The sequence below is a fragment of the Bacillus sp. 3103sda1 genome, from assembly GCF_024159135.1.
GTDB classification, from domain to species: Bacteria; Bacillota; Bacilli; order Bacillales; family Bacillaceae_G; genus Bacillus_A; species Bacillus_A rhizoplanae.
Window position 1 is genome coordinate 4124797 of sequence record NZ_JAMYWS010000001.1, and the last position, 18462, is coordinate 4143258.

At 35.9% G+C, this 18462-nt stretch carries 17 protein-coding genes and 1 pseudogene; 6 read left to right on the forward strand and 12 right to left on the reverse strand.

Annotation, left to right across the window (positions count from 1 at the left end):
- Positions 1-17: 17 nt before the first annotated feature.
- From NKR74_RS20670 to NKR74_RS20685, 4 genes are all read right to left on the reverse strand, one after another.
- The gene (locus tag NKR74_RS20670; protein ID WP_253630704.1) at positions 18-1958 is read right to left on the reverse strand and encodes an FtsX-like permease family protein; all 1941 of its coding nucleotides are present in this window, start codon (positions 1956-1958) and stop codon (positions 18-20) included.
- Entirely contained in the window at positions 1945-2715 is a 771-nt protein-coding gene (locus NKR74_RS20675) for an ABC transporter ATP-binding protein (RefSeq protein ID WP_253630705.1), read from the reverse strand. The genes NKR74_RS20670 and NKR74_RS20675 overlap by 14 nt, the downstream gene beginning before the upstream one ends.
- A gap of 385 nt (positions 2716-3100) precedes the next feature.
- On the reverse strand, positions 3101-3736 hold the full coding sequence (locus NKR74_RS20680) for an SdpI family protein (RefSeq protein WP_253630706.1): 636 nt from the start codon (positions 3734-3736) through the stop codon (positions 3101-3103).
- Positions 3733-4005, reverse strand: coding sequence for an autorepressor SdpR family transcription factor (locus NKR74_RS20685; protein ID WP_154710781.1), 273 nt, complete (start codon positions 4003-4005; stop codon positions 3733-3735). The genes NKR74_RS20680 and NKR74_RS20685 overlap by 4 nt, the downstream gene beginning before the upstream one ends.
- Positions 4006-4179: 174 nt before the next feature.
- Here NKR74_RS20685 and NKR74_RS20690 point away from each other — a divergent pair, with 174 nt between their 5' ends.
- The 4 genes from NKR74_RS20690 (at position 4180) to NKR74_RS20705 (ending at position 8706) form a co-directional block, all read left to right on the forward strand.
- Positions 4180-4875 (forward strand): response regulator transcription factor, encoded by a 696-nt coding sequence (locus NKR74_RS20690; RefSeq protein ID WP_098306516.1) that lies wholly within the window; start codon positions 4180-4182, stop codon positions 4873-4875.
- Positions 4876-4878: 3 nt separating this feature from the next.
- Entirely contained in the window at positions 4879-5889 is a 1011-nt protein-coding gene (locus tag NKR74_RS20695) for a sensor histidine kinase (RefSeq protein ID WP_098306514.1), read from the forward strand.
- 85 nt (positions 5890-5974) lie between these two features.
- Positions 5975-6727: an ABC transporter ATP-binding protein gene (locus tag NKR74_RS20700; RefSeq protein ID WP_098306512.1), complete on the forward strand. Its 753-nt coding sequence runs from the start codon at positions 5975-5977 to the stop codon at positions 6725-6727.
- Positions 6724-8706, forward strand: a complete 1983-nt coding sequence (locus tag NKR74_RS20705; RefSeq protein ID WP_253630707.1) for an FtsX-like permease family protein — start codon at positions 6724-6726, stop codon at positions 8704-8706. Before NKR74_RS20700 ends, NKR74_RS20705 begins: the two co-directional genes overlap by 4 nt.
- Before the next feature lie 127 nt (positions 8707-8833).
- Here the strand turns inward: NKR74_RS20705 and NKR74_RS24205 are convergent.
- From NKR74_RS24205 to NKR74_RS20735, 6 genes and pseudogenes are all read right to left on the reverse strand, one after another.
- Positions 8834-8953: pseudogene (locus NKR74_RS24205) on the reverse strand (YjcZ family sporulation protein); the annotation flags it as partial.
- 322 nt (positions 8954-9275) lie between these two features.
- A complete protein-coding gene (locus tag NKR74_RS20715; protein ID WP_098306506.1) occupies positions 9276-9818 on the reverse strand; it encodes a DUF1003 domain-containing protein in 543 nt (180 codons plus the stop codon).
- Between the two features lie 330 nt (positions 9819-10148).
- A complete protein-coding gene (locus tag NKR74_RS20720; protein ID WP_253630709.1) occupies positions 10149-10352 on the reverse strand; it encodes a hypothetical protein in 204 nt (67 codons plus the stop codon).
- A gap of 305 nt (positions 10353-10657) precedes the next feature.
- Entirely contained in the window at positions 10658-10960 is a 303-nt protein-coding gene (locus NKR74_RS20725) for a nucleotidyltransferase family protein (protein ID WP_253630710.1), read from the reverse strand.
- Positions 10961-10964: 4 nt separating this feature from the next.
- On the reverse strand, positions 10965-12071 hold the full coding sequence (menC, locus tag NKR74_RS20730) for an o-succinylbenzoate synthase (protein WP_253630711.1): 1107 nt from the start codon (positions 12069-12071) through the stop codon (positions 10965-10967).
- Entirely contained in the window at positions 12072-13517 is a 1446-nt protein-coding gene (locus tag NKR74_RS20735) for an o-succinylbenzoate--CoA ligase (RefSeq protein ID WP_253630712.1), read from the reverse strand.
- A 701-nt stretch (positions 13518-14218) separates the two neighbouring features.
- Here NKR74_RS20735 and NKR74_RS20740 point away from each other — a divergent pair.
- The gene (locus tag NKR74_RS20740) at positions 14219-15985 is read left to right on the forward strand and encodes a M60 family metallopeptidase (RefSeq protein ID WP_253630713.1); all 1767 of its coding nucleotides are present in this window, start codon (positions 14219-14221) and stop codon (positions 15983-15985) included.
- 114 nt (positions 15986-16099) lie between these two features.
- Here NKR74_RS20740 and NKR74_RS20745 read toward each other — a convergent pair whose 3' ends face one another.
- On the reverse strand, positions 16100-16600 hold the full coding sequence (locus tag NKR74_RS20745) for a GyrI-like domain-containing protein (protein WP_253630714.1): 501 nt from the start codon (positions 16598-16600) through the stop codon (positions 16100-16102).
- Between the two features lie 179 nt (positions 16601-16779).
- On the opposite strand from NKR74_RS20745, the gene NKR74_RS20750 reads away from it, so the two are divergent.
- Positions 16780-17277, forward strand: a complete 498-nt coding sequence (locus NKR74_RS20750; protein WP_301287734.1) for a CcdC protein domain-containing protein — start codon at positions 16780-16782, stop codon at positions 17275-17277.
- A 138-nt stretch (positions 17278-17415) separates the two neighbouring features.
- Here NKR74_RS20750 and mnmH read toward each other — a convergent pair whose 3' ends face one another.
- Positions 17416-18453 carry a tRNA 2-selenouridine(34) synthase MnmH gene (gene mnmH, locus NKR74_RS20755; protein WP_253630716.1) on the reverse strand — a complete coding sequence of 346 codons (1038 nt, stop codon included), beginning with the start codon at positions 18451-18453 and terminating at the stop codon, positions 17416-17418.
- Positions 18454-18462 lie beyond the last annotated feature (9 nt).

Below are 18462 nucleotides of genomic sequence, written 5' to 3' on the forward strand. Positions count from 1 at the left end.
CAATAGCTGCTTTTCTACTACTTCTCACTTACAATCTTAAAATAAGAACGAACCGTTAAGAAGTAATAGCCAATATAAATCACACTATATACTCCAATGCTCATTAATAATGGAATTAAAATTTCAAATGGCAATAAGTTAGCCAATCCTTTTAGCGCAAATAAGCTATGCAAAATTCCAATGATTAATGGGATCGCAAAAATAAAGCGAATTTGTTTTGCGATTGCCTTCTTCATCTCTTGCTTCGTTACCCCAATTTTATGAAGAACAACATAGCGATCACGGTCTGCATTTGCTTCTGTTAATTGTTTAAAGTAAATGATAGAACCTGTTGCAAGTAAGAATACCATTCCTAAGAAAGTACTGATGAACATCATCAGACCAGTTGCTTCCATTCCGCCTTTAAATCCTGTATAGAAATCTCTAAATGACGGTGCAGGTTCAGGCTCTCTCGGCATAATCTTTGTTAATTTTTCCGTTAATGCCTTACTATTCTTCTCATTTTTCACATTAATATTTTTAACAACTCTCGTTCCATTTACCTTTTTCGCTTGCTCGTATACGTCGTCTGGAACAACAACAACTAATTCTCCTAAGTTCGTAACATTACGACCTTCAACACCTTTAATTGTTAATGCCTTCGTTTCATTTCCAAGAGGAAATACCGCTTTATTTCCTGTATATACTGTACTAAATTCATGTCCTTCAATATACGTGCCATCCAATACGAAAGCTTCTCCAGCGGTTAACCTTACCGTATCCATTTTGTTCGCAATTGTATTAAAGGCGGATTGTGACACAAGTTGATATTGTTCTGTCATCATATAATGAGCATTCATACTTATATCAGCTTTTTCACCTTCAAATTTCCCTTTCACCGGCACCATTTCAATTTCGAACTGCTCTTTAATTGGATTATGCTTCTTCTCTTCCTCAAAGATTGCATTCACTTTCTGTTCTAAAGCCTCATCCTTTTTCTCATAAGAGAAGCTATACGGTGTATAATCTTTCGCTTGTGTGAATGTGTTGTAATACATCGTGACAGATGTACCAACGGCTGTTAATGTTACTGCACTTAAAATAGCAATGGTTGCAAGCGATTTTGCATTTCCTTTAATGCGGTATAACAACTGAGATGTCGTTACCATATTCATTCCATTATAAAAGGATGATTTATTATTTCTTGAGCGTTTTAAAACGACAACTGTAAAGAACTTAAATAATAAATACGTACCAATTACGGTTGCAAATAGAATATAAAATGCGATCATCATGAAGTCTGCGTATTTAATAGCTTTCGTAAACATAAGTGATAAGAAATATCCAGAACCAATTAAGAATATAGCGATAAATGCCATAATAATAGACCCTTTTGGCATTTGTTCTCCTTCACGCTCAGCGCGGAATAGCTCAATAAGCTTAAATCGATAAATTAAACGATACCCTTGCAGCGATGTATACAAAATAATAACAAAAAACACAACTGCCGTATTCGTAATCGCTGCTAACGGCACTTCAAAATGAACATGTAAATCGAGTCCCATTAAGCTTACTAGTAATTCCAGAAATAGCTTAGACAGTAAACTACCAATCACAATACCAATTACTAAGGACATTAATCCCATTAACATATTTTCATAAAACAGCATTCTTCCAATTTGGCGTTTCCGAATTCCTAGTAAAGAATATAACCCAACTTCTTTTTTTCGTTTACGTGTAAAGAAGCTATTGGAATAAATAATAAATACCGCTACGAAAATAATGAGCATTACACTAGAGACTTGGAATGCCCCGCTAATTTTCTTTGATCCTTCTGCCGCTTTTTCCATTTGTGTATTATATTGAAGTGCTGCAAAGGTAAAGTAAATGACGATACTAAAAATCATCGACATAAAATATAAAGCATAATCTTTAAAGTTTCGCTTTATATTGCGAAGGGCAATACTAGATAACGTCATCTACTATACCTCCAGAGATAATAGACATTACATCTAGTACTTCTTGGAAAAATTGCTTCCGCGTTACTTCTCCTTTGTGCAGTTCTTTATATAACTCACCATCTTTAATGAAAATAACACGCTGACAATAACTTGCGGCAAATGCATCATGCGTGACCATTAAAATTGTCGATTGATCATATTCATTTAATGATTTCAAGCTCTCTAATAAGTCAGTTGCAGACTTAGAATCTAACGCACCTGTTGGCTCATCTCCAAAGATCATACTTGGATTTGTAACAATAGCGCGAGAGGCTGCGCAGCGCTGCTTCTGTCCGCCAGATACTTGGTATGGATATTGATCTAAAATATGATCAATACCAATTTTTTTCGCGATTTCAAGAACACGGCGATCAATTTCACCTGCTTTTACTTTTGATAACGCAAGTGGAAGCGCAATATTTTCTTTCACTGTTAACGTATCTAATAAATTATAATCTTGGAAAATGAAGCCTAAGTTATCACGACGGAATAATGCTAATTTATCATCATTCATTTTCACAATATCATTTCCATCAATTAAAATTTCACCGCTCGTTGCGTTATCAATTGTAGAAAGAACATTTAATAACGTTGTTTTACCCGATCCAGACGGCCCCATAATTCCAACGAACTCGCCTTCTTTCACTTGTAAGTTAATTCCTTTTAACGCTTCGTATTTATTTCCACCGGTGTCATATATTTTTTGTATATTATTTGCTTCTAGCACTGTTTTCATTACTATATCCCTCACTTTACCTTATCTCATCATTACTGTTGCCACGATCGAACCCCCTTACACAAACATGATTATTATATAAGTCGCAATATCTTCTATAAAAATTATATTAAAATGATTTTCTTAAGTATTTTGTTACTATAACACCGCCACTAATGCCACACTATCTATTTCTCTTACATAAACATTACATTTATGTAAGATTAGAAAAAAGCCACTCTTCTCAATGGAAGAGTGGCTTTTTCTTTTTGACCGTTTTCATAATATATAATAAATAGATTGCTGATATAAGGGCTGTATTATATATCCTAAAAGAATTATCACAAAATAATATTTTATCTATATATTAATATAAATATCTTTCCTTTAGAAAAGAACCTTCTTTTCATACTTTCATCTCTTTCTTATAAGCAAAATAAGAATATAGCATTGTGATTACCACTCCAACCAAAATGACAGTCAGTACGATATATGATCTCCAATGAGCAGGAGCAAAAATGCTTAAGCACATGATAATCCCTAAAATAATAAATACTTTCCCGCTAAAACGATGGGTTTTACGCCATACTTCTTCATTGCTTAATGTCCACGGATTACGAATCCCAACAAAGAAATTCGGTTTACACTGAGGTAAATAGTTACCGATCACTAAAAATAAAATACCAACAATCAATTCTGAAACACGATTTATTCGTAAATCATAGCCTAATCCAGTCGCAATAATATCCATATTCCCAATAAACAATGCAAAGAGGACACTATACGTGATCATTGTAAAACCTTTCGAGAATTTTTTATAATTGTCTTTCTTGGGATCAATCTTTGGAAGAACATTGAGTAATATATAAGTTCCAATCATAACCCCAACCATCGACAACATTCCATTTAGTTTAGAAGAATAGCCATCTGCGGTGCCGCCACTCCAATGCGTAGCGATTGTATTCGGAAGATGCGGCCAAGAAATAATCCAAGCAAAAATTGTTATACCAATAAGTATAATGGCAAAAATGTGTTTCTTCATTTCGTTTCTCCCCCTCTACCCGTAAACGTAAACACCCAAGTTAGTAAATCTTGAAAAACGGTCGTGTTTAATGAATACACCACAAACTGTCCTCTTTTTTCATCTTGAATGAGCTCTGCGTTTTTGAGCGCACTTAAGTGATGCGATATACTCGGCTTTGTCATATTAAAATGCTCTGCAATTTCTCCCGCTGTTAAGTCGCCTTCTTTTAATAGGTCTAAAATTTTGCGCCTGGTCGGATCTGCTAACGCTTTAAATGCTTGGTTCAATGTTCTTCTTCCTTTCACTAATTAGACATTTAGATATTTATCTAAATATTAAATTCATTTTTCGAATCTGTCAATTTCATCCACACTGTATAATAGGTATGATTTTGACATAATGAAAACTGAGAAAACACATGTTACACTATACATACACAAAGTTAGAGGAGGATTTTCCATATGTACAAAATTTTAATTGTAGAAGACGATCCTAATATTTCATCTTTACTACAATCTCACATTCAAAAATACGGTTACGAAGCAATTGTTGCTGATAACTTTGATGATATTATGATTTCATTTAACAATGTGAAACCACACCTTGTTTTATTAGATGTAAATTTACCGAAATTCGATGGCTTCTACTGGTGTCGTCAAATTCGCCATGAATCCACTTGCCCAATTGTTTTCATTTCAGCTCGCGCTGGTGAAATGGAGCAAATTATGGCGATTGAAAGCGGTGCGGATGATTATATTACAAAGCCATTCCACTATGATGTAGTAATGGCAAAAATTAAAGGCCAATTACGCCGCATTTACGGTGACTATGCACCAAGTATGTCAGAACGTATTGTTGAAGTGGAAGGATTAAAACTATATCCTGAACGACCAGAGCTTCATTTTAGAAATGAGCAAGTATTACTAACAAAGAAAGAAGCAATTCTAGCAGAAATGCTCCTATCAAAATATCCTCGTACAGCAAACCGAGAAGATTTATTATCTGCACTTTGGGATGATGAAAGCTTTGTCGAAGAAAATACATTAAACGTAAATATTACGCGTCTTCGGAAAAAATTCACTGAACTTGGAATTGAAAATGCCATTGAAACAGTACGCGGCTTAGGCTATCGCTTTAACACAACTTGGAGTGAATAAATCATGAAGTTATTTTTACGTGATCATGTTGGTTTTTTACTTCTTTATATTGTAAACTTTGTCATCATCTTCGCTTTGTATGATGCCGTTGATGGATTTCAAAACAATAAATTCTATTTTATTGTGTTAAGTATGTATCTATTCATCTGCTTTCTTGCTTATCGCTACGTTCGGAATCGCAGGTTGTATAAAAGACTAAGTGAACCACCTGAAAAAATGGAAGATGCGTTCATCGAACGAGCAACTGCCCCTATGCCGCATAGCGTAAATGAACTTGTTCGTACACAATATCGTCTATTTCAGAAAGAATTGCAAACATATGAAGTCAAACAGCAAGAACATCAAATGTTTATTAATCAATGGGTTCATCAAATGAAAACACCCGTTTCTGTTATGCAGCTGATGGCGCTTGAAATGGAAGACGAACATCTCATTCCGAAGTTTAAAAAAGAGCTAGAGAGATTAAATCAAGGACTGGATATGGCATTATATATGGCACGGTTAACGAACTTCCATGAAGATTTCCACGTGGAAACCATTTCATTAAAAGATGCGGTAACGAAAAATATAAATAACTTAAAAGAACTGTTTATTAGAAGCGGTGTCTTTCCTGTTCTAGAAGTACATTCTGATTTAATGGTTACTTCTGATGCGAAATGGTTAAAATTCATTATTTATCAATTAATGACAAATGCCGTGCGTTATTCAGGAGAAAGAGGAAAAAAAGTATTCTTATCTGCTTCTCAAAGTGGAAAAGATATTGTTTTTGAAGTTCGGGATGAAGGTGTCGGAATTCCGGAAGAAGATATTCGCCGTGTGTTTGAACCGTTTTATACTGGAAAAAATGGACGAATATTTGGAGAGTCTACTGGTATGGGGTTATATATTGTTAGCAAAATTTGTTCTTATTTAGGTCATTCTATAAAATTAGAATCTGAAGTTGGAAAAGGTACAAGTATCAAAATTATTTTCCATAACGCTGTAATAAACAAAACAGAAGAGTATGAAGGGTAATTCTCTTTTTCCATTCATTCGTTCACTATATATGCCATATGAAACTGTAATGAAAGATAAGCATAGTTAGAAAGGTGATTTACATATGGACGAAGTACTACATATTAAAAATGTATCGAAAGTATATGAGGGAAAAGTCCCTCATACCGCTTTAAAAAATATTAATTTACACGTGGATAAAGGCGAATTTGTTGCCATTATGGGCCCGTCGGGGAGCGGCAAGTCAACTTTATTAAATGTCATTTCGACAATTGATTCTCCTACATCAGGAGAAGTATTTATTAATGGAAAACAGCCGCATACGTTTCGCAATGAAAAATTAGCTGTGTTTCGCCGGCAAGAGTTAGGATTTGTGTTTCAAAGCTTTAATTTATTAGATACGTTAACAATTGGTGAAAACATCATTCTGCCATTAACGTTAGATAATGTTCCACTTTCTGAAATGGATGAGAAGCTAGATACAATTTCAAACAAACTCGGAATCAATCACATTTTAAATAAACGAATTTTTGAAATTTCAGGAGGACAAGCACAGCGTACGGCAGTAGCCCGTGCTGTTATTCATCAGCCATCTTTATTGCTTGCTGATGAACCAACAGGAAACTTAGATTCTAAAGCAGCTATCGATGTAATGGAGTTATTTACGAAGTTAAATAAAGAGGAACGAGCTACTATTTTAATGGTGACACATGACCCATTTGCAGCTAGTTATTGCAGTCGCGTCATTTTTATTAAAGATGGTGAACTTTACAATGAACTGCACCGCGGTCTCCACCGTGAAAAGTTCTATCAAGAAATATTAGATGTATTAGCATTACTAGGAGGAAGACGTGGATGAAATTTTGGCAATTTGCTTTAAGAAATGTAGTCCGTAATTCAAGAGCTTATTTTGCTTATTTTTTAAGTAGTTCTTTTTCCATTACGGTCTTCTTTTCATTTGCTGTGTACCGATATCATCCACGCCTGCAAAATATACAAAACTACAAAGATACCGGACCTCTTATGAATTTAGTTGGCTTTACCCAAGTTGTAATTGTACTGTTTTCTTTTTTCTTTTTGTTGTACTCCATCGGAGCGTTTTTAAAAGTACGTAATAAGCAGTTTGGTGTTTTAACGATTTTAGGTATTTCAAACAAACAACTGAAACGACTTATTTTTTTAGAAAATATGCTGATTGGATTGCTTTCTATTTTTGTAGGCATTCAAGTTGGTCTTGTGTTTTCTAACTTTTTCTTATTAATCACCTCAAAGATCTCAGGTGTTAACGGCCTTTATTTATATTGGCCATCAGAAGCAATTTGGACAACTGTAACAACATTTCTCATCCTTTTTATTATTGTATCAGTCTTTACACCTGCTTTAATTCGAACACGGAAAGTAACTCGTCTTCTAAAAGGAGGAATTCGTACAAAGAAGGAAAAACTGCCTTCCATTGTCATTTCAATTTTTAGTTTACTGTGTTTACTTTCAGGTTATATTTTTGCGGCTTATCCACAAAGTTATATAACAGAAGAAAGCTTAACAAATGGAGTTGGTGTACTCATTATCTTAGCCATTATTCCTCTTGTTATAGTTGGGACATACTTTCTATTCTCACAAGCTAGCTTCCTGTTCATTTGGATATTAAAAAAGCGACGACGCTTTTATATGAAAAAAACAAATATGCTTTGGATATCCGATTTGGCATCACGAGTTCGTGTCAATATTAATATGCTTTTCATTGTAACAGTGTTATCTGCAGTTGCTTTTACCACTATTACAACATTATACGCTCTTAATAAACACACAAAGGCTTCTATAATTGAATCATTTCCTTTTCCATTTACTTACGCATCTTACGAAGGGAATCCATTTGAAACGAAGCATATTACAACACTAGAAAATGAATTAATGACAGACAAATTTACATATCAAAAGCATAAATCAGTTGTATATAAAGATATGGCAGCTAACGAAGATATTTGGATTATGAAACAAAGCGACTATAATATTCTTGCTAAATTTCTAAATCGTTCTCAAATTCAACTAGCTAACAACGAAACATATGTTATTCCAAAATATTCGCCTGTAACATTAGAATTGTTAACAAATCCTTTTCTTAAGCAAGAAAATATTACGTTACAATCTAATAAAAAACAATTTCGTATAAAAGAAATAGCAAATAAGCCAATTATACCGCAACATGCTTGGGTATATCTTATCGTACTGTCGGATGAGGCTGTAAACAACGAAATTCCACACCTCGAACCAATTACACTTTATAATTTCCAAGTGGATAATTGGGAAAATACGCTTCCGCTTACAAAGCGCATATTGCATATGACCGATGCCGATGCACATAGTTTACTTCCAAATCCAGATCAGCAAACGAAGCATGACCAGAAAAGTTCCTTTCATATTTATACTGCCAGCGATGAATTATATGCAGAAAAGCGATGGAATGTTGCTTACCTCTTCACTGGTACATTTCTTGGAATTATTTTCTTTATCGGAGCAGGAAGCGTTCTGTACTTCCGTATGTATACTGATTTAACGAGAGAAGCAGAAAAATATAAGACGATTACAAAAATTGGATTAACAAAGTCTGAAATGATATGTTCGGCAACAATTCAATTAGCCATACTATTTTTCGTTCCTTATGTTATTGCTTCTATTCATACAATATTTGCAATTAAATTTATACAAAGTACACTCTCTTTCTCTTTAACAAAAGAAGCTATGTTAGTATTAAGCCTCTTTGGAATAGTCGAAGTCATTTCCTTTTTCCTAATTCGCTCATTTTACATTCAAAAGTTATCACAACATATTAAACTGTGAATAAAATAGCCTTGTGCAGGGCACAAGGCTATTTTCAATAGTTTTTAACTTATTAGCAGCCAAAACCACCATAACCGCCGTAGCCGTAGCCACCATAGCCGAAGCCACCACCATAGCCACCGCCACAGAAGCAGGCAGCACCAATGATGATTAATAAAATAAACAATACGATTACAAGCGCAAAGCCACTGCCGTGATGACGAAACCCATGCCCATGCCCATGTCCATGATCACAACTTTCACTCATTACTCTATTCCTCCTTTAATAAAAATCCTTTTCATTTGTGGGATCCTTTCAAGTGGATTCCATTTATCCTATGTTTCGAATGGGAATAAGAGCTTGTTCTTTTTAAAAACAGGCTTGTTTTCAAACGAGATTGATTTTCTAATCTATCCTGCATAAAGTGAAACTTCCATCAGTACTTTTTTCATCCCCCACCTATCTATCTTACCCACTTTTAAGGCGAGGGGCTTACTTGCCCGTTCATGCGGGATAAAATGCAAAAAAGCTAATCATCTACTTATATCCTGTAAATGATTAGCTTTTACTCTTTTAAAAGGTAATATATTTATTCTTTTTTTAATTGTTTCAACAGCTCTTTAATTTCCGCTAATTCGCTTTCTATATTGTGTAAGCGGCTTTGCATATTATCAATCTCTTGCTCTGCTTTATAATTAATCGCAAAGTCAATAACAGATTCATGTTTGTCACGTGCAGCTTGACGGTTTTGGCTCATCATAATAACGGGTGCTTGAAATGCCGCTATAAAAGATAAACATAAGTTCAATAAAATAAACGGCGGGGCATCAAAGTGTGCTCCTTTTGTGATAGGCAGGCCATTCCAAATAATCCACCCAGCAAGAAAACATGCAAACCAGATGATGAATCGCCAGCTACCGCCAAACTGTGCAATTTTATCAGCTATTCGGTCTGCCCACTTTGTTCGTTGTGTGTATTCACTATCAAGCTGGTGAAGTATTTCTGACTCGTAGCGATCTACAAGTCGGTCAATACGTGTTAAGCTTTCTTGGTTTAAGTCAATATCAAAACCTTGGATTTTCGTAGTTTCTTGTTTTTGTCCTTTAATTTGCTTCCAGATTTTTTGTACCATTGTACAAACCTCCTCTCTTATAGAGGAAGCCATCTTTCCAAAGTTTATATGAAGCGGTAACTATTTTTACACAGTAACCCGCTTCGGATATTCAGTTGTATGACTTCCTCAGACGTCGGGGCCATGTCCGACTCTCCTATACTCGGATTACTCATAAAACAGTTCCACCTCACTTTTTTCTCAAAATCCTTTATCATTATATGCTAGTGTATTCCTTATGACTATGCGATTGTTGAGAAAATACACTTTATTATCTTACATTTTTATATAAAAAATTTATGTGACTAGTATTTCATTATCATAGCCCAAATCATAAGTGGCTTATATACTTCAATCTTGCTTTGTATGAGTACCCTTATCATTTAATAACTGAAACATACATTGATGATAATCTGTTATTAATGTACTTAACTTCTCTATGTGCTTATCTTTTAGATGTCTTCCTAACTTCCAAGGTACTTTTTCTTTATATTTTGGGTCTTCCGTAGAATCAGCTTGCTGTAGTTCTTTAAACTGCAGATTATCTTTGTTCATTATTAAAATTCTCCTTTATCATGAAATTTAAATGAACAAATTCCAATGTTACTGTATCCAAAAACAGTTCAGTTCACACCTTTTATAATATTTTTCTCTTTTACTAAGATATTCTCATTTAAAAAGTGAAATCCCTTTGGTATATCATATGCCTGTATGTTTTACATAGTTATCGAAAGTAAATGAAAAGGCTCATTCCTTACGTACAAAGGAGAGCCTTTTTCTCTTTCAAAATCTTTATGCTCAGTCTAGTGCTTTATCCCGCATTAACGGGCAGTAAGACCCCCACTGATGGAAGTTTCACTTCATATACGCTGCGCAAACAACTTTCCTTCTCGTAAAATATGACGCTTCAGTTCGCTATTAGACAATGTATTCAAATGAACCGCATCCACTTTACCTGTCCCGTCCAGCTCCTCCATCAATTGAAACCAAAGCCATTGAAACTCACCTACTGAAATATGTGTTGTCTCAATTGCAATATCATAATCTGAAGAAGATGTTGCTTCTTTTCTTGCATGAGATCCGAAGATGTACGCCACTTTCACAAACGGTGTGTCTAATAAACGCGTTTGTATATGACGCAGCTCCTTTTCATGCTTTTGCATATGTTCACCTCTCACATACAATGCATTGTTTCGTTATCTCTTCTAGTCTTGCCCGGTTTATGTCATAACCAAACCCTGCTTGCTGCGGAATAACAATTTTTCCATTTTTCAGCGTTACTTCCGGTGAGATAATATCTTGCTTCCAATGCCTGTTTGAAGCTGAAATATCGCCTGGAATTGTAAAGTTAGACAGCGATGCAAGTGCAATGTTTTGCGCACGGGAAATCCCCATTTCTACCATGCCTCCGCACCAAACTGGAATACCATGCTGCTGACAATAATCATGAATACGAATGGACTCTGTTAATCCGCCAACTCGTCCAGGTTTTATGTTAATAATACGGCAGCTTTCAAGTGTAATCGCTACCCTTGCGTCTTCTAAGCAATGAATGCTTTCATCTAAACAAATCGGTGTTTCCATTTGCTTTTGCAAACGGGCATGATCAAGGAAATCGTTATCTGCTAGCGGCTGTTCGATCATCATTAAATCAAACTCATCCAATCGCCGCAATTGCTTCATATCATCTAACGTATACGCAGAATTCGCATCTACCATTAATGGAATAGTAGGAAACGCTCTTCGTATTTCATGAAGCAACACATAATCATTATCTGGTTTGATTTTCACTTTAAAACGTTTATAGCCTTCTTCTGCATACGTTTCAATACGTTTTAACATGTTTGGAACTGTATCAAGGCCAATGACAACCCCAACTTCAATTTCTCGTTTTACACCGCCAAGCAGCGCAGCAAGCGATTGATTCTCACGCTTTGCATACAAATCCCATAATGCACCCTCTATTCCTGCTTTCGCCATATTATTACGTTTTATATGCTGAAAAAGAGATGCGACATCAGCAGGGTGCGAAAGCTGCTGTTCAAATAACACTGGCAACAAAAAATCTTGCAGCATATGAAATGCTGTTACAACTGTTTCTTCTGTATACCATGGCTCAGAAAAAGCAACCACTTCTCCCCATCCGCTTCGTCCTTCTTCATCTATTAATTCAATTACAATACTTTCACGCTTTTCATACGTCCCGTAACTTGCAGCAAATGGAATAACGAGCGGCATTTCTGTTAGGTAAAGTATTGCTTTTGTAATACGCATTTACATTTCCTCCACCAGCTGCCGCAGTTCACGGCGCAATAATTTTTTTGAAGCATTGCGCGGCAACTCAGAAAGAAAATAAATTGCCTTTGGCACTTTATACCGCGCTAGTTTATCTTCACAAAAAGCGAGTAGTTCTTCCGCTGTTACCTCTTCTGATTTCACAACGAATGCGACAGGAACTTGTCCCCATCTTTCATCATTTTCTCCAACTACTCCTACTTCCGAAACAGCCGGATGTGCAAGCAAGACTTCCTCAATTTGCGCTGGATATATGTTCTCTCCGCCTGAAATAATTAAATCACTGCGGCGATCTAACACATAAAGAAAGCCATCTTCATCTAAATAGCCAATATCTCCAGTATGCAGCCAGCCGTCTTGAATACTCTCTCTCGTCGCCTCTTCACGCTTAAAATAACCACCCGTTACATTTGGCCCCTTCACAACAATTTCCCCGGCAGTTCCTACCCCAGCTTCTCTTCCACCTTGTTCAATGCGAAGCTGACATGGAAACAATGTTTTTCCGGCCGAACCAACTTTCGTTAGCATATAATCAGCAGCCAATGTGCAAATTTGCGAAGATGTTTCTGTCATACCGTACGTCTGATACACTGGAATTCCTTTTGCAACGCACGTTTCTAACAACGGCCTTGGAGCTGGTCCTCCGCCAAGTAATACGCAGCGAAGAGACGCTGGATAAGTATCTTCTTGCAACCTTTCTAATAAATCCGTCAGCATTTTAGATACGACTGAAATCATCGTTACGCCTCTCGTTTGCAGCGCTTCATGAATAAAATCCGGATCATACTTCGGAACAAGTAACACCCTCATACCGTACATAATATTCTTCATTAAAAGTGATAACCCGCCTACATGGAAACACGGCAAACACGCTAACCAGCAATCATCCTCACGAAGCCCTAAATTCAAAGAAGAACCAACTGCACTCCACCAATGATTCCCGTACGTAAGCATAACGCCCTTTGGCTTTCCTGTTGTACCTGACGTATAAATAACTGTCATTGTATCTTCTAAAACAAACTCATTCTGCACAGTTACTTTTTGTTTTGGCAATGCCGTAAGTTCTGTAAACAAGTATACCGGTACTCGCTCTGCCTCGAAATCTTCATCCGTAAGCAAACAAGAAACTTCTGCATCCTCCATTTGCCAAAGTAGCTCTTCTCTTGAAAGACGTGTATTCAGCAAGATGGCTACTGCACCCATATAAGAAAGGGCATGAATCGTTATTACCATCTCCATACTATTTTTCATCAGAACAGCCACTTTTGTACCTTTTTGCACTTGTAAATAAGCAAGATGCTCACAAAGTGAAAGAACTTCTTCATGAAGCTGCAAAAACGTATGTGTACTTTCTTTCGTTTCAATCGCGGTACGCTCCGGTGTTAAAAAAGCTCTTTGCATAAGCCAATTTGGCATTCTCTTCATATCATATTCTCCCTTCACAGAATAGAAGACTAACATAACTTCTTTTACTTCTGACCTATTTCTTTACTTGTAACTAGTGTTGCTTTATTTCCATCTTATCTATCTCTTGCTTTTATATCAAATAGGAACTCTTTGTCTGTTTCATATGCTGCAACAAATTATTCTACATTATTTTCTTGAACAGCAAACGATCGCTCAGTACATAAAGTGAAACTTCCATCTGAATCTTGAGTTGGAAGTCTTACTGGCAGTTAATGCGGAATACATGTATGAAAATGTCGAAAAAAGAAAAATTTTCAGTTTTTTTGTTGTTTTTTTAAAAATTTACTGTTATTATAAATAATAATCATATAGATGTTGGGAATGTTGCTCCTATAATAAACTGAATTTTCAGACTCCTATACCGACATTGTGTGATTGTAAGCTCCCTCCCCTTTTTATTTTATGCCCGACAAAAAGAACCTTTTTAAGGTTCTTTTTGTATATATTAGATAAAAAAATTTTCTATTCATAAATACAATTTTATAGTGACCACACTACATTGCTTAAGTACTTCTTACATATTGATTGCTAAATACAGAGTGAAGAAATTCCTATTTGAATTTTATAATCAAAATATAAAAATTATTTATATACAATCTTACTTTTAATGAGTAAAATGGATTTGAAATGAAAGAAATATGTAAAAAAGGAGGCTTCATATGTTACAAAAATCAATAAAAGTATTTGCAACTTCTGCTATTTTAACAACTACACTATTTACTCCTATCATGACAAATCATGTCGTTGTTCATGCTGAAACAGCTGCTACGCAAACCGCAACTCAATATGAACAGAGAGAATTTGATCTTCCAGCTACAGGGAGTTATTGGGATGAAGCAAAAAGAGAAAAAAGAGCAAATCAAAAAACCTTTGCTCCAACCGGAATCTATGTCAAACCAAATGAACAAGTTACAATTGAAGTGTCAGGATCACAACCAATTAGAGCTATTATTGGTACACATCAATACGATAAAGAATGGGGTAAAGAATTGACTCTTTCTCCCGGCTCTAATACCATTTCCTCTCCAAATGGTGGCTTATTAGGATTTGATAACTATCAAAATGCAGGAACAATTCACGTAAAAGTAACACAAGGCGGGAGCCCTGTTCCATTCTTTGAATTAGGGAAGCATACGAAAGAAGACTGGATTGCGATGATGAATGCATACCCAGATGCGCATGCCGTCCAACTAAAATCAGAGAAAGCGGTACTCACTGTTACTCAGGATAGTGCTAAAAAATATATCGTAGATCAAGATCCTGTTCCTCTTTTAGAAAAATATGATGAAATGATTCGAGCACAAGATAAGATATCAGGGTTATCTGAAACAGACCCTAATCCTTTACATCGACCAACTCATCGCCTTTGGGCTTTTGTAGAAAACCCTAACAAATCAGATTGGGGAATGTATGCCTCCCTTGATGGAGCCGTATTTACTACTGCTGGGAACGCCAGCGAAAGTATGTTAAATGTAAATGAATTTGGCTGGGGACAGATGCATGAAGCAGGACATGCAAGACAACAATACCCATGGACGTGGAATGATCTTAGAGGTATGGGTGAAGTAACTGTTAATCTATATTCTTTAGCTGCACAAAAGCAATTATTCCCTAATGAACCAACACGTTTAGAAAAAGAGGGAGATTACGATAGGGCCTTTACATATTTACAACAAACAGATAAAGATTATAAAAATATCGATGATTTGTTTGTGAAACTTGTTATGATCTGGCAACTTAATTTAGCATACGGTGAAGATTTTTATCCTAATCTTCACAAATTATACCGTGAATTACCAGATACTCAACTTCCACAAACCGATGAAGAGAAAATACAAGCATTTATTTATAATACATCCAAAGTAGCAAAACAAAATTTACTTCCGTTTTTTGATCAATGGGGATTAAAAGCGTCAGAAGAAACAAGACAAAAAATAGAAGCTTTACATTATCCGACATTGACTGCTCCTATTTGGGAAGCAACGGATTCTAAACCTGTTAAACCGCTAGCTGTATTATCTAAAAAAATAATGAAAGCAACTGCAAACAGCGAAGAATCATGGCATGATCCTGCTAGCAATGCGATTGATGGTAATCCAGATACAATTTGGCATAGCAAATGGGGCATAAAGAATCAATATCCATACAGTTTAACATTAGATCTTGGTGATACGCGAACAATTACTCAATTAGCATATCTTCCTCGACAAGATAACTGTGCAAATGGTCGTATTTTAAACTACAACATTTACACAAGTCCGGATGGTGTTAACTATCAAAAGGCAGCTTCTGGAACATGGGAAAATAACAAGAACCAACAATTTGCAACATTTGATCCCGTATCTACTAAATATGTAAAATTAGAGGTAGTAAACGGAATGAACGGATATGCCTCAGCAGCAGAAGTAGATATTCTAGGATATTAATCTATCTCTAAAACGAAAAGACGTTATCCTTTCTATAGAATTATAGAAAAGGATAACGTCTTTTCATCTTCCCCCTATCTCTTTATCAATTCTATTTGCGTACATGTTTTCATTTTAATAATCTATTTCACGATCCTTATATGTTATTGGTATCCATACCTCTTCTTTTGCGTTTACATCATCCGGACGATAATGATCATCCATAACTTCAAAATGTTCCCTTACGTCTAAACTATAATTAGAATTCGGCAACCATTCTTGAAAAATATATTGGAAAGTACTCATATCAGATGCCGTTCCTTGATGGATGAAAACAGCATATAAGCCGCCTGTTAAGGTATGCGTAGACAGTTCCGAAAAAGTCTCCGTTTCAAAATCCTCAACTTCAACAGCAGCCCACTTTTCATACGCATAGTTTATATCATTCATATTTAAAGGTGTATGTAACACCTTTATAGAAAGGAAACAAGAGTTACTTCTATGAGGAATACGATTTCTTAATGGCATAAATGTTTTCCATATTTCTCTTGTGACTTCGGGATCTGTGGCAAAAGTTGTTTCTCTCTTAATCCCAACAATTTTTTTTGCTGGAATGCTTACTATTTTAGGTTCCATTCTTTTATTTCCTCTCCTCATTAATATTCAACATGAATCACTTCAATTTAAATTCGAAATTCTATATATGATATTCATAAAGTAGTTTTATATTTTTCCAATTAAAACGATTACTGGTACTCACTCACCTGTACTTCCCATATAAATAATTGAAATACACTATGTATAGAGGTGAGATTATGAATTCTTCTTCGTTTTACTCTATTGTGATCATAGTTGCTGCGTTGGTCTTATGGCGTAGAACTAGGGCAATGTATCGTCCTATTAAAGGAAACGGAACCCGTCTTCTCTTACCCATATTATTTCTACTATTACCTAGTGTTTTCATAATCCTGAATCCAAATGTACATGCCGCTGTCTGGGAATGGATTTGTGCAGCTATCTTTGGGTTCCTTTTGTCAATTCCACTTATTTGGACCACTAACTACGAACTCCGATCCGATCAGCATATTTATGCTGTAAGAAACAAGAGCTTTGCCATTACCTTTCTCATCGTATTTATTATTCGATTTTTACTTCGTGATTATTTAAAATGGCTAGGTCCAGAGACAGAAGCAGCACTATTTATAACTGTAGCGCTGGGATATATCTTACCTTGGAGGATTATTTCTTTCATCAAATTTCGTCAACTATACAAAAGTCGAATCCGAACTAACGACAACATTGACTTCCGATAACATTGATTATGTGAATGGAAAGTTCTTGTGATACATTGGTTTTATGTTAACAAAAGGTGCTTTCATGTATAGAAAACACCTTTCCAGTCTACAACTATTTTTTAACAGAATACTAGAACCATCTTCTCTACTTTACATTTACTTGAACGGAATCGAGAGAATATCTCGAATAGCCTCCACCGCTTCATCCACATTCTGCACTTTTATAGTGAGCCTACGTTCCTCTGGATAGTGTTTCGCCGTATGTTCATAAAGAGGATCATAGTAATGTTCAAGCAACAATTGCACCGCTGAATCAAAATTACCTGATTGTAAATCATTGTTAATCTTTGTTGCGACAGGTGTGTGAATACGTCTTTTAATTTTTCGGAAAGCCTCAATGCATTCCTCTTGATGCTCCCAAGGGCAATAATCTTCCAAAATATGTCGGACTCGTTCTTCTACAGGCATATCAATAAATAATTGTATTCCCTGTTCTTTTCTCTCAAAAATACAATCGGGGATCATTACTTTCCCGACTCGCTTGCTCTCCGCTTCAACTAACATATATGGTGCTTGCTGTAAATGAAGGGCCTCTTGAACAAGAAGAGATTCGAACGTTTTCTGATTGTGCGGTTCAAGTCCAATCTGTCCGAAGATGGAACCTCTATGGTTAGCCATCCCCTCCAAATCAAGAATAGGGTATCCTTCCTTTCTCAGACGTCGTAGAATGGTAGTCTTCCCTGATCCCGTATAACCGTTCAAAACATAAGTTTCCTGTTTGAGCTCTAGATGATCAAGCGTTTCAACAACCCACTTGCGATAAGCGCGGACGCCTCCCTGTAGACGATAAACTTGAATTCCCATTAAATCTAAAACAGTGGCCGTCGTCCTGCTGCGCATGCCCCCGCGCCAGCAAAATACAGCCTTTTGTGCATCAATTTGGCCAAATTCCTTAACGAAAGCCGGCAACTTCGCCGAAACAATTTCAAGACCGCGTTCTTTAGCCGCTTGAAAGCTAACTTGTTTGTAAATCGTCCCAATTTCAGCTCTTTCCTCATTATTAAACAGTGGAATATTTAAGCTGCCTGGGATTGTAGCATCCTTATATTCCGAAGGTGACCGAACATCGACCAGCACAAGCTCCTTTTTATCATGCAAAGCCAATAACTCATCAATAGTGATATCTTGGAACACTGATCCTTC

Bases quoted from the DNA above. Each gene is read 5' to 3' on its own strand.
- NKR74_RS20700 (WP_098306512.1), top strand. From the start codon at position 5,975: ATGGACGAAGTACTACATATTAAAAATGTATCGAAAGTATATGAGGGA.
- NKR74_RS20740 (WP_253630713.1), top strand. From the start codon at position 14,219: ATGTTACAAAAATCAATAAAAGTATTTGCAACTTCTGCTATTTTAACA.
- NKR74_RS20705 (WP_253630707.1), top strand. From the start codon at position 6,724: ATGAAATTTTGGCAATTTGCTTTAAGAAATGTAGTCCGTAATTCAAGA.
- NKR74_RS20735 (WP_253630712.1), bottom strand. From the start codon at position 13,517: ATGAAGAGAATGCCAAATTGGCTTATGCAAAGAGCTTTTTTAACACCG.
- NKR74_RS20680 (WP_253630706.1), bottom strand. From the start codon at position 3,736: ATGAAGAAACACATTTTTGCCATTATACTTATTGGTATAACAATTTTT.
- NKR74_RS20715 (WP_098306506.1), bottom strand. From the start codon at position 9,818: ATGGTACAAAAAATCTGGAAGCAAATTAAAGGACAAAAACAAGAAACT.
- menC (WP_253630711.1), bottom strand. From the start codon at position 12,071: ATGCGTATTACAAAAGCAATACTTTACCTAACAGAAATGCCGCTCGTT.
- NKR74_RS20745 (WP_253630714.1), bottom strand. From the start codon at position 16,600: ATGGAACCTAAAATAGTAAGCATTCCAGCAAAAAAAATTGTTGGGATT.
- NKR74_RS20720 (WP_253630709.1), bottom strand. From the start codon at position 10,352: ATGAACAAAGATAATCTGCAGTTTAAAGAACTACAGCAAGCTGATTCT.
- NKR74_RS20670 (WP_253630704.1), bottom strand. From the start codon at position 1,958: ATGACGTTATCTAGTATTGCCCTTCGCAATATAAAGCGAAACTTTAAA.
- NKR74_RS20675 (WP_253630705.1), bottom strand. From the start codon at position 2,715: ATGAAAACAGTGCTAGAAGCAAATAATATACAAAAAATATATGACACC.
- NKR74_RS20690 (WP_098306516.1), top strand. From the start codon at position 4,180: ATGTACAAAATTTTAATTGTAGAAGACGATCCTAATATTTCATCTTTA.
- NKR74_RS20695 (WP_098306514.1), top strand. From the start codon at position 4,879: ATGAAGTTATTTTTACGTGATCATGTTGGTTTTTTACTTCTTTATATT.
- NKR74_RS20750 (WP_301287734.1), top strand. From the start codon at position 16,780: ATGAATTCTTCTTCGTTTTACTCTATTGTGATCATAGTTGCTGCGTTG.
- NKR74_RS20725 (WP_253630710.1), bottom strand. From the start codon at position 10,960: ATGCAAAAGCATGAAAAGGAGCTGCGTCATATACAAACGCGTTTATTA.